The following is a 13,285-nucleotide window of genomic DNA, read 5'->3' on the forward strand; positions in this document are numbered from 1 at the left end:
GGGGTGAAGGAGGGGAAAGACCCGTTATAATGAGCGCGGATTTTAACCGCAAGCCGGGCGTGTTCGATGTTTTGAACAGCGCCCCTTTTTATTTGGAGAGATTACATGCCGTCGTTTGACGTGGTATCCGAACTGGACAAGCACGAAGTCACCAACGCGGTGGAAAACGCCGTCAAGGAACTGGATCGCCGTTACGACCTCAAGGGCAAGGGCAGCTTCGAGTTCAAGGACAAGGAACTGACCGTCAACCTGACCGCCGAGGCCGAGTTCCAGCTTGAAGCGATGATCGAGATTCTCAAGCTGGCCCTGGTCAAGCGCAAGATCGACGTGCAGTGCCTGGAGGTCAAGGACGCCTATGCCTCGGGCAAGGTGATGAAGCAGGAAGCGGTCCTCAAGGAAGGTGTCGATAAAGAACTGGCGAAGAAAATCGTCGCCCATATCAAGGACGCCAAGTTGAAAGTGCAAGCCGCCATTCAGGGCGAGCAGGTACGAGTGACCGGCAAAAAGCGTGACGACCTGCAAGAGGCCATCGCCGCCCTGCGTGCCAAAGAGTTCGGCATGCCGCTGCAATTCAACAACTTCCGCGATTGATCGGCTTCTCCGGGAACCTCTAGAGCTTATTGGCGTCCGAGGCCGGAGGAATGGCAGAAACGATTGAGCTCCCGCGGGGCTGGTCGTTCTGCCTGTCAGTCATGTGCGCCGCAACCCCGGGAATCTGGAGAAATAGATGGATTTGAACGCTGAAGTAGACAATCTGGTCCGGGCCTCCCAGGCCTGGATTCCAATGATCATGGAATACGGCAGCCGGGTGCTGCTGGCTGTCATCACCCTGGCCATCGGCTGGTGGTTGATCAACAAACTGACTCACAAAGTGGGCAAGTTGCTGGCCCTGCGCAATGCCGACCTGGCGCTGCAAGGTTTTATCAGCAGCCTGGCCAACATCATTCTCAAGGTCCTGCTGATCGTCAGTGTGGCTTCGATGATCGGTGTCGAAACCACCTCCTTCGTGGCCGCGATCGGTGCTGCCGGCCTGGCCATCGGCCTGGCCCTGCAAGGCAGCCTGGCGAACTTCGCCGGTGGGGTATTGATCCTGCTGTTCCGCCCGTTTCGTATCGGTGACTGGATCGAAGCCCAGGGCATCAGCGGTACCGTCGACAGCATCCAGATCTTCCACACCGTGCTGCGTACCGGTGACAACAAGACAGTGATCGTGCCCAACGGCAACCTGTCCAACGGCATCATCACCAACTACAACCGTCAACCGACCCGCAAGGTGGTGTTCGACGTGGGTGTGGACTATGACGCGGACCTGCAGAAGGCCCGCGAGGTGTTGCTGGAACTGGCCAAGGATGAGCGGGTACTGGCCGATCCGGCCCCGGTAGCTGTGGTTTCTACCCTGGGCGATAGCGCTATTACCCTGTCGCTGCGGGTATGGGTCAAGACTTCGGACTATTGGGACGTGCTGTTCCAGTTCAATGAGTTGTCCCGTGATCGCTTGAAGGCAGCGGGCATTGATATTCCTTTTCCACAACGGGTGATTCGAGTGGTTCAGGAAGCAGCAGCGCAATAAGTCAGTTTCATGACCTGGCCGTTCGGTCAGCTAATGTTGTTCAAGACAAGGGGCTATCAGCCCCTTGTTTGTTTTCAAGTTCGGACTTGGCAACTATGTAAGTTCGAATCGGCAAGGTCTGAAGTAGCTATTGAAGCCTACTTTATTAGTTAGCTTGCTATCTTGATCGGCGGGTTCAATAGGGTACTTTTGCAAGGCAAAAAAAACCGCCAACCTGGCTCAGGTTGGCGGTTCTTATTAGTACTGCGTGTTAAAGCAATCCGCTGAGCCGTGAATTACAAGATGCTCAGTGGGTACTCTACGATCAGACGCAGGTCGTTCAGGTTGTCGTAGTTGGTCGCGCGGTAATCGCTATTGGTACCACGATAGATCGCGTTACGCAGACGGAAGGACAGGTCTTTGGCCGGGCCTTCCTGAAGCACGTACTTGGCTTCTACGTCCCATTCATGCTCTTTGCCGTCACTGGAGTCAGCAACGGTAACGTTGCTGCCGCGAATGTAGCGAGTCATGAAGCTCAGGCCTGGCACGCCGAAGGAGGCCATGTTCAGGTCGTAGCGAGCCTGCCAGGATCTTTCGTCTTCGCCCACGAAGTCGGAGATTTGCACAGAGTTGGCTACGTAAACGGTGCCACCACCATCAACGCCGTAGTTGTAGCCGGTCTTGCCGCTGGACTGCTGGTAAGCCACGGTGAATTTGTGGGCTTCGATGCTATAGGCAGCTGCCAGGCTCCAGACGCGGTTGTCCAGGTCGCCAGCCAGCTTCTTACCATCATCCTTGCTGCGATAGCCGTTGAAGTCGAAGTTCAGAGATTGTTTTTCGCTCAGCGGCAGGGTGTAGTTGACGTTGAAGTACTGCTTCTTCCAGTAGTCTTCAACATCGGAAGCGTGCACGGCGAAAATGAAGTTCTCAAGACCCGAGTAGGTAGCACCTACGATGTTTGCAGAGCTCAGGCCCGGGTTCTGTTTGCCAGTAACGCGGCTGCGACCGTTGATGCTGTCACGGCCCATGCCGGTCTGGGCGCTCAATGCGGTGAAGCGACCACCGATCAGTTCCAGGCCCTTGATTTCGTTGCTGGTGATCAGGGTACCGGTGGCAACTTCAGGCAACAGACGGCCGTCGTCTGTAGTAAATACTGGGCTGGATACGAACTGGTTGCCGTATTTCAGTACAGTATCGGAGATGCGGAACTTCGCAGCGCCGCCCAGTTTCGACTGGGTGTTTTCAGGCTCGCCGGAACCATTGGTGGCGAACAGGCCGTTACCCGCACGACCCGAACCGCCGTCGAGTTTCACGCTGCCCATGGCCATGGCATCGACGCCGAAGCCGACGGTGCCTTGAGTGAAGCCGGACTGATAGGTGAGCAGTTCGCTGATACCGGTGTCTTGACGGTAGCCGCTGGTTTTGTCGTCAGTGCCTGTGGTGTAAGTACCGTTACCACGACGCACGTTACCAACGCCGTCCTTATAGTCACGGTTCATGTACATTGCGCGAGTTTTCGCGGTCAGGGTGCTGTCTTCGATAAAGCCTTTTGCATCGTCCTGGGAGGATGCAATTGCAAACTGCGAGGTGCCTGCTGATACAGCCAGGGCGATCATGCTCCACTTCATCACGCGCATCGTGATTTGCTCCTTTGGTTTTTAGAAGAGTACTGCCGTCCCACCTGTTTTTTTATCTGGGCGGCTCTTTCTTTTTGTGTCGGCGCAAACTTATATCACGCTGACAATGTTGGCGATACTTGCCTATCTATCCTTTCAGCTTCTTTACGGCCCTGTCGCAATTTGCTCGATAGGCGTCGTAATTCTGCAGTCAGTCTGTATCCAGGCCGACAACTTTCAGCAGTGTTTTTCGAAGCCGAGAATGAAGGAAACAAGTCCCCATGCACACACTCTAAAAAGCACCGCGGGGCAGCCCTGCCACTATTATTATGAGTCTGTAAGGCCTGACTTCCGTTAGACCGTTGCAGACGATGCGGGGTTGAATGCAACAAGCGTGCACAAACTGAATCTAGCCACCCATTTTTCTTCAAAGAGCCGTTCGGGCCTGTAAAAACCGCATAAAACCGCTGTTTCAAGGGGCGTTTTGTTTGGCTTGACTCTGTGGTTTTCCTGGTGCAGGGCTGTGCATTAAGTTGCACAGTGCGGCGAAACGTTACCGCTGCACACTGCAAAGTGAGTAAACGGCGGATGCTTGAGGAATTTAGCGTAGACCGCCTGTGCGATTCTGGTGCAAAACTTTTGCAACGCTGTGCACGATTCATACAGTCAGGCCCAGGCAAAATAAGGGGCGCAAGGGTTGGCTCGGGTCATTTTCCGAATGGTCTGCGGGTTGTGGGCGCAAATGGTGCGAGGCGCGAGGAAATGTCCTGCTGTGGGGCGTGGCCTTTGCATCGCGATCGGCTCCTTGCCGTGCCTGAGTGTGTGCTGTCCGGTCTCTGGCTCATTGGTCATGAAGCGCAGGGCATTCGCAGGTATGCTGCGCGTCTGTCGCCTGGCAGGAGTCCGTCTACTGGACGCCGGGCTGAAACAAGCTGAGCGGGAGTAAACGCGGTGTTCACTTTAGATTCACGGCTGCAACAAGACACATTGACCCTCGGGGATTTCCCCCTCTGCCGGTTGCTGCTGTCCAATGACGCCAACTATCCCTGGTTCATCCTGGTGCCGCGTCGCGAGGATATCAGCGAGTTGTTTCAACTGGATGTCACCGACCAGCAACAGCTATGGCAGGAAACCACCGCGCTGGCCGAGTTGCTCAAGGACTCGTTCGATGCCGACAAGTTGAATGTGGCGACGTTGGGCAATGTGGTGAGCCAACTGCATATGCACGTGATCGTGCGCAGGCGTGATGATGCGGCATGGCCGGCACCGGTATGGGGCAAGCATCCGGCCAAGCCTTACAGCACCGAGCAAGTGGCGGCGATCCGTGAACGCCTGCGGTTGGTGCTGACCGATGATTTTCAGTTTCTGGAGGGGTGAGGCATGAGTCTGCAAGAGCGTGTAACCGACCTGGAGAGCCGCCTGGCGTTTCAGGATGACACCATTCAGGCCTTGAACGATGTGCTGGTGGCGCAGCAGAGGGCAGTGGAGCGCCTGCAGTTGCAGATGGCGGCATTGCTCAAGCGCCAGGAAGAAATGGTCGGGCAGTTCGAGTCGTTCGAAGAGGAAGCGCCACCCCCTCATTATTGAGGGGGATCGTTGGCCATAAAAAACCGCGCCTGGGCGCGGTTTTTTATGGGCGGCCGATCAGCGGCGCGGCAGCGCGGCAATCACGTCTTCGGCTTGCAGGCCCTTGTCACGGTTCATTACCGAGAACTCAACGCGCTGGCCTTCCACCAGGACGCGATGGCCTTCTCCGCGAATGGCGCGAAAGTGCACGAAAATATCATCGCCGGAATCCCGGGAGATAAAACCGAAGCCCTTGGAGGTGTTGAACCACTTCACGGTACCGGTATCACGATTGCTCATATCGTAGCTTGGCGTGGCGGAAGCGGAAGGTGATGACTTGTAGAAGCTGATGGCCAGGTGCAGGACTACGGCGATCAGTGCAGTCAGCAAGCTGACCAGAACCGCCGGTTGGCCACCAATGACTGGCATGGGGGCCAGCAGGGTGAGGGTTTGCAGTACAACGACCAGCACCAGCAGGGCGCTGACCAGATTTTGCAGGTGATGACGAGAGCCTTTGTTCCAGTAGGGAATAACTGGAGCCAGGATCAGGTTGAGCAGGCCGAAAAGGGCCAGGTAAAGAGCATCGGGTTGTTGCAGGTAGGGAACCGCGTCAGATCTCAGACTCGGAATCAAGGACAGCAGCAAAGCTGCAATGCCTGTCAGCAGGTGGACGATTTTCAACATTTTGATTAACTCACGTTAAGAAGGAAGCACAAGGAGGAGCTGATCACGCACGGTTCGCTTCTGAACAAATAGGTGAGGCGGTGGTTACGTACGCGGTGTCAGCCTATGCGCGCTGGCCGAAGAAATAGGCAACAGCGACACGGGCTCTATTTAACAGCAAAGCCCAGACCTTCTCAAATCAGCAGCGGGGCTTGGCCCGGGCGTACAAATGAGCGCTTCTGCAGGCCGAGCTCGGAGAATCGGGCAAAAGCCTGTTCTAGACAGATGGCGGTGATTTTTCCAAGGAACGTCGGATTTCTGCTGCTGTCTGACCTGACTCGAACTCAGTGAGGTTTATCCCGGGCCGGGCCACGGGACAATCCACCGCAGGCCGATTGACGATCCTGGGCGGCGCAGGGGCGGTACTCTTGCTAGAGTGGTCCGGCAGATGAATGGGTGAATCCATCCCGATAACGGAGAGAAACATGGCAATTGATATCGGTATCAGCGAAGAAGATCGTAAATCCATCGTCGACGGTCTTTCCCGTCTGCTTTCGGATACCTACGTGTTGTACCTGAAAACCCATAATTTCCATTGGAACGTCACCGGCCCGCAATTCCGTACCCTGCACTTGATGTTCGAAGAGCAGTACAACGAACTGGCCCTTGCAGTGGACCTGATCGCCGAACGCATTCGCGCCCTGGGCTTCCCGGCTCCGGGGGCCTATTCCATCTATGCCCGGCTGTCTTCGATCAAGGAAGAGGAAGGGGTGCCTGCCGCCGAGGAAATGATCAAGCAACTGGTCGCCGGCCAGGAAGCAGTGACCCGTACCGCCCGCGGCATCTTTCCGTTGCTGGACAAGGTCAGCGACGAGCCCACGGCGGATCTGCTGACCCAGCGCATGCAGGTGCATGAAAAAACCGCGTGGATGCTGCGCTCTCTGCTGGAAAACCGTTAAGCCCGCTCTTGCGAATGGCGTCCCGTACGCCGTTCGCACCCTCGCCCAGCAGGCAGCACCTGCGTTCTCCAGACCTTCCGGGGTTGCAGCCGGATAGATGCCTGACGGTCGGTGACGCCCGCGATGGGGTCATACGGCTGCACAGGGCCGATTTAATGGATATAATCCCGCTCTTTGCTACGTAGCCCGGGCTTTGGCGTGGGCTCTGGCTGTAGTTCAAGCAGTAACCTGGATTGCCGAGACGCCCCCCATGCCCATGTACGACTATCAATGCGCTTCCTGTGGTCATCAGCTGGAAGCCATTCAAAAGATCAGCGCCGCGCCGCTGGTCGACTGCCCAGCCTGCCAGGCGCCCGAGCTGAAAAAAATGCTGTCCATGCCTGGTTTCCGCCTGAGCGGCACCGGCTGGTACGAAACCGACTTCAAGACCGGCTCCAAGAAGAACCTGGCCGGTGGCGACAAAGCTGACTAAGTTGAACGACACGCGCGAGTTCTTGCACTATCCGGCACCTTGAGGTGCGCAAGGCCTCCATCGAATTTCGAATTACGAGAAGTGAAACCACTACCATGATGCGCAGCCATTATTGCGGCCAACTGAACGAAAGCCTGGAAGGTCAGGAAGTAACCCTTTGCGGATGGGTCCACCGTCGCCGTGACCATGGCGGAGTGATTTTCCTCGATATCCGTGATCGTGAAGGTCTGGCCCAGGTGGTGTTCGACCCGGACCGCGCTGAAACCTTCGCCGCCGCCGACCGCGTGCGCAGCGAATACGTAGTCAAGATCACCGGCAAGGTCCGTCTGCGTCCGGCCGGTGCCGGCAACGCCAACATGGCTTCGGGCATGATCGAAGTCCTGGGCTACGAGCTGGAAGTGCTGAACGAGGCGGAAACCCCGCCGTTCCCGCTCAACGAATACTCGGACGTGGGTGAAGAAACCCGTCTGCGCTATCGCTTCATCGACCTGCGCCGTCCGGAAATGGCCGAGAAGCTGCGCCTGCGTTCGCGCATGACCACCAGCATCCGTCGCTACCTGGACGAGAACGGTTTCCTCGACGTGGAAACCCCGATCCTGACCCGCGCCACCCCAGAGGGCGCCCGCGACTACCTGGTGCCGAGCCGCACCCACGCCGGCAGCTTCTTCGCCCTGCCGCAATCGCCACAGCTGTTCAAGCAACTGCTGATGGTGGCCGGCTTCGACCGCTACTACCAGATCGCCAAGTGCTTCCGCGACGAAGACCTGCGTGCCGACCGTCAGCCTGAGTTCACTCAGATCGACATCGAGACCAGCTTCCTCGACGAAAAAGACATCATGGGCCTGACCGAAGGCATGATCCGCAACCTGTTCAAGGAAGTGCTGGGTCTGGAATTCGGCGAATTCCCGCACATGACCTTTGAAGAAGCCATGCGTCGCTACGGTTCCGACAAGCCGGACCTGCGCAACCCGCTGGAACTGGTGGACGTTGCCGACCAGCTCAAGGAAGTGGAGTTCAAGGTGTTCAGCGGCCCGGCCAACGATCCGAAATGCCGCATCGCCGCCTTGCGCGTTCCAGGCGGGGCGAGCATGCCGCGCAAGCAGATCGACGACTACACCAAGTTTGTCGGCATCTACGGCGCCAAGGGCCTGGCCTACATCAAGGTCAACGAGCGCGCCAAAGGCGTTGAAGGCCTGCAATCGCCGATCGTCAAGAACATCCCGGAAGCCAACCTGAACGTGATCCTCGATCGCGTGGGCGCGGTCGACGGCGACATCGTGTTCTTCGGGGCCGACAAGGCCAAGATCGTCAGCGAAGCCCTGGGCGCGCTGCGTATCAAGCTCGGTCACGACCTGAACCTGCTGACGTGCGAATGGGCGCCGATGTGGGTTGTCGACTTCCCGATGTTCGAAGAGAACGACGACGGCAGCTTCACCGCCCTGCATCACCCGTTCACCGCGCCGAAGTGCTCGCCGGAAGAACTGGAAGCCAACCCGGCTACCGCTCTGTCGCGCGCCTACGACATGGTTTTGAACGGCACCGAATTGGGTGGCGGTTCGATCCGTATCCACCGCAAGGAAATGCAGCAAGCGGTATTCCGCCTGCTGGGCATCAGCGAAGCGGAACAGGAAGAGAAGTTCGGCTTCCTGCTGGACGCCCTCAAGTACGGCGCGCCGCCGCACGGTGGCCTGGCCTTCGGCCTGGACCGCCTGGTGATGCTGATGACCGGCGCCCAGTCGATCCGCGAAGTGATCGCCTTCCCGAAAACCCAGAGCGCGGCCTGCGTCATGACTCAGGCACCGGGTCTGGTGGATGCCAAGGCTCTGCGCGAGCTGCACATCCGCCTGCGCGAACAGCCCAAGGCTGAATAAGCCGGCCCGATAAGGCGCACCTTCGGGTGCGCTTTTTCTATGGGTCGAGTTTTTGTTGCCCGCACCCGCCAGGCGGCGTGGGCAATGTTTCAAAGAGAATTTGGAGCAAGTTATGGCAGGTCATTCCAAGTGGGCGAACATCAAGCACCGCAAAGAGCGTCAGGATGCCAAGAGAGGCAAGATTTTCACCAAGTGGATTCGTGAGCTGACTGTCGCGGCCCGTCAGGGCGGCGGCGATCCCAACTCCAACCCACGCCTGCGCCTGGCCCTGGACAAGGCCCTGGGTGCCAACATGAGCCGCGACATCATCGATCGGGCCATCGCCCGTGGCACCGGCGCTGCCGGCAGCGACGATGTGGTCGAGCTGACCTATGAAGGCTACGGCCCCAACGGCGTGGCGGTGATGGTCGAGTGCATGACCGACAACCGCAACCGCACCGCGGCAGCTGTTCGTCATGCCTTCAGCAAGTGCGGCGGCAACCTGGGTACCGACGGTTCGGTGGCCTACCTGTTCGAGCGCAAGGGGCAGATCACCTTCGCCGAAGGTGTCGATGAAGACGCCTTGATGGAAGCGGCGATGGAAGCCGATGCCGACGACGTGGTCAGCAACGAAGACGGTTCGATCGATGTGTTCACCTCGTTCGCCGGTTTCTATGGCGTGCGCAATGCCTTGGAAGCGGCGGGTTTTACTGCTGCGGACGCGGAAATCGTTATGCTGCCGACCACCAGTGCCGAGCTGGACCTGGAAGGCGCCGAGAAGGTCCTCAAGCTGATCGACATGCTGGAAGACCTGGATGATGTGCAGAACGTCTATTCCAACGCGGATATTCCCGAGTCGGTCGCCGAGCAACTCGGCTGATTCAACTGCACTAACCTTGAGGCCGGAGGTGCGAAGCCGTGATCATTGCGCGGCAGGGCGCTTCCGGCTTCTGCCTTTTCGCTGTTCCGGTCCTGGCCGGCAAGCCTCTTTATTCAAGCAGCAGGCGTTATGACTCTTATTCTTGGCATCGACCCCGGTTCGCGCATTACCGGTTATGGCGTGGTTCGAGACACGGGGCGCGGCTGTGTGTACGTGGCCTCTGGCTGTATCCGTACCGGGGCTGGCGAGCTGCCCGACCGGCTGCAGATCGTCTATCGCGGGGTGCGTGAAGTGATCCAGACCTACGGTCCGGTGACCATGGGGATCGAGAAGGTGTTCATGGCGCGCAACGCCGACTCGGCGCTCAAGCTCGGCCAGGCGCGGGGGGCAGCGATCGTTGCGGGTGCCGAAGAGGGGCTGGAAATTGCCGAGTACACCGCCACCCAGGTCAAGCAGGCCGTGGCCGGCACTGGCGGGGCCAACAAGGAACAGGTGCAGATGATGGTCATGCACCTGCTCAAGCTGACCACCAAGCCGCAGATCGATGCCTCGGATGCCCTGGCCATTGCCATCTGTCACGCTCATACCCGTTCCAGCCTGCTGCCCCATGGTCTGGGGACAGCACGCAGTCGTGGCGGCCGCCTGCGTCTCTGATAGCATCAGCGCAGTCATTTTAGGGATTGAGCGTTTTGCGCCTGGGTAGCCGGCGCAGACGCTCGCCCAACGAGTCGCCAGCTGCGGGCTGGCCATCGCCTAAGGATCTGAAACGTGATTGGACGCTTGCGCGGCACCCTGGCTGAGAAACAGCCGCCGCACCTGATTCTTGATGTAAACGGGCTGGGATATGAAGTCGAAGTGCCGATGACCACCCTGTATCGCCTGCCGTCGGTCGGCGAGCCCCTGACCCTGCACACCCATTTGGTCGTCCGCGAGGATGCGCAGTTACTCTACGGTTTTGCCAGCAAGCGCGAGCGAGACTTTTTCCGCGAGTTGATCCGTCTCAATGGTGTGGGCCCGAAACTGGCCCTGGCGTTGATGTCCAGCCTTGAGGTGGATGAGCTGGTGCGTTGCGTGCAGGCCCAGGACACCTCGGCCCTGACCAAGGTGCCCGGAGTCGGCAAGAAGACCGCCGAGCGCCTGCTGGTAGAACTCAAGGACCGTTTCAAGGCCTGGGAAGCTGTGCCGAGCATGTTTGCCCTGGTGCCGAACCAGCCGGATGCGCCGGCGCCAGTGGCCAGCGCCGAGTCGGACGCGGTCAGCGCGCTGATCTCCCTGGGCTATAAGCCGCAGGAAGCCAGCAAGGCCGTATCCGCGATCAAAGACAAAGGTTTGAGCAGTGAAGACATGATCCGCCGAGCCCTGAAGGGAATGATTTAAGTGATTGAAGCCGACCGTCTGATCGCCGCCACGGGCCCCCGTGAGCGCGAGGAAATCCAGGACCGGGCGATTCGTCCGGTCAGCCTGGCCGACTACATCGGCCAGCCTAGCGTGCGCGAGCAGATGGAGCTGTTCATCCAGGCCGCCCGTGGGCGCAACGAGTCCCTGGACCACACCCTGATCTTCGGTCCCCCGGGCCTGGGCAAGACCACCCTGGCCAACATCATCGCCGAGGAAATGGGGGTGTCGATCAAGAGTACGTCCGGCCCGGTGCTGGAGCGCCCTGGCGATCTGGCGGCCTTGCTGACCAATCTTGAGCCTCACGACGTACTGTTCATCGACGAGATTCACCGGCTTTCGCCGATTGTCGAAGAAGTGCTGTACCCGGCCATGGAAGATTTTCAGCTCGACATCATGATCGGCGAAGGCCCTGCGGCGCGCTCGATCAAGCTCGATCTGCCGCCGTTCACCCTGGTGGGGGCAACCACGCGTGCGGGGATGCTGACCAACCCGCTGCGGGACCGCTTCGGCATCGTCCAGCGCCTGGAGTTCTACAGCACTGCGGACCTGGCAACCATTGTCAGCCGTTCCGCGGGCATTCTTGGTTTGCCCCTGGATCCGGAAGGCGCCTTCGAGGTTGCGCGCCGTGCCCGGGGCACTCCGCGGATCGCCAACCGCCTGCTGCGTCGGGTGCGGGATTTCGCCGAGGTGCGGGCCAAGGGGCATATCACCAAACCGATCGCCGACCTGGCGCTGAACCTGCTGGACGTCGATGAGCGTGGCTTCGACCACCAGGACCGACGTCTATTGCTGACCATGATCGAGAAGTTCGACGGCGGACCGGTGGGGGTCGACAGCCTGGCCGCGGCCATCAGTGAAGAGCGCCATACCATCGAGGATGTGCTGGAGCCGTACCTGATCCAGCAGGGCTATATCATGCGCACCCCCCGTGGCCGTGTGGTGACCCGGCATGCCTACCTGCACTTCGGTCTTAACATTCCGTCACGAATGGGGGACATGCCCGTGGTAGACGAATTCCTCGATGCCGTGGACGATTAATAACCCGCTCTTTGTCGATTTATTCGGGGTTTGTGCTGTCCTAGGGACTGGCATGGTTAAAACATCACGAAAAGTCGTACAAGAATGAAAAAACAGTTGCCTGGCCGGATTGGCAACCTGAGGAGTAAGCACTAGAGTATGCGCGCGCAAAACGGGCTTGAGCCGTTCGCACATCGTTGTCGCGTTTATTACGAGGACACCGATGCCGGCGGCATCGTGTATTACGTTAATTACCTTAAGTTTATGGAGCGGGCTCGAACCGAGCGGCTACGACACCTGGGCTTTGCCCAGTCGCAGCTGGCGGGGGAGAACCTGTTATTTGTCGTGCACTCCAGCGAAGCGCGTTATCACGCGCCGGCGCGACTGGACGACGAACTTCTGGTCAGTGCCCACGTTACCGAATTGAACCGGGTCAGCCTGCGCTTCACTCAGCAGGTCAGGCGAGCCAAAGACAATGCACTGCTCTGTGAAGGGCAGTTCCTGGTGGCCTGTGTGCGCGCCGACAATTTCAAACCCCGCGCCATTCCAGACGCTCTGCGTACGGCCTTTGCCGACGAGAGCAGCGCGGGTACACACTCAGAGCAGGAGATAAAGCGTGGAAGCTAACGTCGTCGACCATTCCTCCATGTGGAGCCTGGTCAGCAATGCCAGCGTTGTAGTGCAGTTGGTAATGCTGACCCTGGTTGCCGCATCGGTGACTTCATGGATCATGATCTTTCAGCGCAGCAACCTGCTGCGTGCCGGTCGACGTGCCCTGGAGAGCTTCGAAGAGCGCTTCTGGTCCGGTATCGACCTGTCCAAGCTGTACCGCCAGGCGGGCAGCAACCCTGATCCGGATTCCGGCGTGGAGCAGATCTTCCGTGCCGGTTTCAAGGAGTTCTCCCGCCTGCGCCAGCAACCGGGTGTCGATCCTGAAGCGGTCATGGAAGGCGTGGCCCGTGCCATGCGCGTAGCGATTTCCCGCGAAGAAGAAAAGCTCGAGCAGAGCCTGCCGTTCCTCGCCACTGTCGGTTCCGTCAGCCCGTACATCGGCCTGTTCGGTACCGTCTGGGGGATCATGAACTCCTTCCGCGGCCTGGCTCAGGCCCAGCAAGCGACCCTGGCTACCGTAGCCCCGGGTATCGCCGAAGCATTGATCGCCACGGCCATCGGCCTGTTCGCGGCCATCCCGGCGGTGATCGCCTACAACCGCTTCGCCGCTCGTGGCGAGACGCTGATCAGCCGTTACTACACCTTCGCCGACGAGTTCCAGGCGATCCTGCACCGTAAAGTGCACACCAGCGAAGAGTGAGCA

General features: G+C 58.9%; 15 protein-coding genes. 13 read left to right on the plus strand and 2 right to left on the minus strand.

Annotation, left to right across the window (positions count from 1 at the left end; translation table 11 throughout):
* Positions 1-105 precede the first annotated feature (105 nt).
* Both M2395_RS20290 and M2395_RS20295 read left to right on the plus strand, forming a co-directional pair.
* The gene (locus M2395_RS20290; RefSeq protein WP_123431352.1) at positions 106-591 is read left to right on the plus strand and encodes a YajQ family cyclic di-GMP-binding protein; all 486 of its coding nucleotides are present in this window, start codon (positions 106-108) and stop codon (positions 589-591) included.
* 136 nt (positions 592-727) lie between these two features.
* Positions 728-1,570, plus strand: a complete 843-nt coding sequence (locus tag M2395_RS20295; protein ID WP_011063028.1) for a mechanosensitive ion channel family protein — start codon at positions 728-730, stop codon at positions 1,568-1,570.
* A gap of 275 nt (positions 1,571-1,845) precedes the next feature.
* Here the strand turns inward: M2395_RS20295 and M2395_RS20300 are convergent, their stop codons facing one another.
* Entirely contained in the window at positions 1,846-3,186 is a 1,341-nt protein-coding gene (locus M2395_RS20300) for an OprD family porin (protein ID WP_015636771.1), read from the minus strand.
* 930 nt (positions 3,187-4,116) lie between these two features.
* On the opposite strand from M2395_RS20300, the gene M2395_RS20305 reads away from it, so the two are divergent.
* The gene (locus tag M2395_RS20305) at positions 4,117-4,542 is read left to right on the plus strand and encodes an HIT domain-containing protein (protein ID WP_011063026.1); all 426 of its coding nucleotides are present in this window, start codon (positions 4,117-4,119) and stop codon (positions 4,540-4,542) included.
* A gap of 3 nt (positions 4,543-4,545) precedes the next feature.
* Positions 4,546-4,752 (plus strand): SlyX family protein, encoded by a 207-nt coding sequence (locus M2395_RS20310; protein ID WP_011063025.1) that lies wholly within the window; start codon positions 4,546-4,548, stop codon positions 4,750-4,752.
* 57 nt (positions 4,753-4,809) lie between these two features.
* Here M2395_RS20310 and M2395_RS31690 read toward each other — a convergent pair whose 3' ends face one another.
* The gene (locus M2395_RS31690; protein WP_011063024.1) at positions 4,810-5,415 is read right to left on the minus strand and encodes a cold-shock protein; all 606 of its coding nucleotides are present in this window, start codon (positions 5,413-5,415) and stop codon (positions 4,810-4,812) included.
* A 464-nt stretch (positions 5,416-5,879) separates the two neighbouring features.
* Between M2395_RS31690 and M2395_RS20320 the strand changes: the two genes are divergently transcribed.
* The 9 genes from M2395_RS20320 to tolQ all read left to right on the plus strand — a co-directional run bounded on the left by M2395_RS20320 (position 5,880) and on the right by tolQ (position 13,282).
* Positions 5,880-6,353, plus strand: coding sequence for a Dps family protein (locus M2395_RS20320; protein WP_011063023.1), 474 nt, complete (start codon positions 5,880-5,882; stop codon positions 6,351-6,353).
* A gap of 250 nt (positions 6,354-6,603) precedes the next feature.
* The gene (locus M2395_RS20325; RefSeq protein ID WP_010457489.1) at positions 6,604-6,825 is read left to right on the plus strand and encodes an FmdB family zinc ribbon protein; all 222 of its coding nucleotides are present in this window, start codon (positions 6,604-6,606) and stop codon (positions 6,823-6,825) included.
* Between the two features lie 95 nt (positions 6,826-6,920).
* Positions 6,921-8,696, plus strand: coding sequence for an aspartate--tRNA ligase (aspS, locus tag M2395_RS20330; RefSeq protein WP_011063022.1), 1,776 nt, complete (start codon positions 6,921-6,923; stop codon positions 8,694-8,696).
* A gap of 112 nt (positions 8,697-8,808) precedes the next feature.
* Positions 8,809-9,555 (plus strand): YebC/PmpR family DNA-binding transcriptional regulator, encoded by a 747-nt coding sequence (locus tag M2395_RS20335; RefSeq protein WP_011063021.1) that lies wholly within the window; start codon positions 8,809-8,811, stop codon positions 9,553-9,555.
* Positions 9,556-9,684: 129 nt separating this feature from the next.
* Positions 9,685-10,209 carry a crossover junction endodeoxyribonuclease RuvC gene (gene ruvC / locus M2395_RS20340; RefSeq protein ID WP_011063020.1) on the plus strand — a complete coding sequence of 175 codons (525 nt, stop codon included), beginning with the start codon at positions 9,685-9,687 and terminating at the stop codon, positions 10,207-10,209.
* Positions 10,210-10,323: 114 nt separating this feature from the next.
* Positions 10,324-10,932 (plus strand): Holliday junction branch migration protein RuvA, encoded by a 609-nt coding sequence (gene ruvA / locus M2395_RS20345; protein ID WP_011063019.1) that lies wholly within the window; start codon positions 10,324-10,326, stop codon positions 10,930-10,932.
* Complete coding sequence (gene ruvB / locus M2395_RS20350; protein ID WP_011063018.1) at positions 10,933-11,991, plus strand: Holliday junction branch migration DNA helicase RuvB; 1,059 nt, start codon at positions 10,933-10,935, stop codon at positions 11,989-11,991.
* Between the two features lie 138 nt (positions 11,992-12,129).
* On the plus strand, positions 12,130-12,597 hold the full coding sequence (gene ybgC / locus M2395_RS20355; protein WP_077934680.1) for a tol-pal system-associated acyl-CoA thioesterase: 468 nt from the start codon (positions 12,130-12,132) through the stop codon (positions 12,595-12,597).
* Entirely contained in the window at positions 12,587-13,282 is a 696-nt protein-coding gene (tolQ, locus tag M2395_RS20360; RefSeq protein WP_011063016.1) for a protein TolQ, read from the plus strand. The genes ybgC and tolQ overlap by 11 nt, the downstream gene beginning before the upstream one ends.
* Positions 13,283-13,285 lie beyond the last annotated feature (3 nt).

The organism is Pseudomonas sp. BIGb0176, assembly GCF_024810175.1.
Taxonomy (GTDB): domain Bacteria; phylum Pseudomonadota; class Gammaproteobacteria; order Pseudomonadales; family Pseudomonadaceae; genus Aquipseudomonas; species Aquipseudomonas protegens.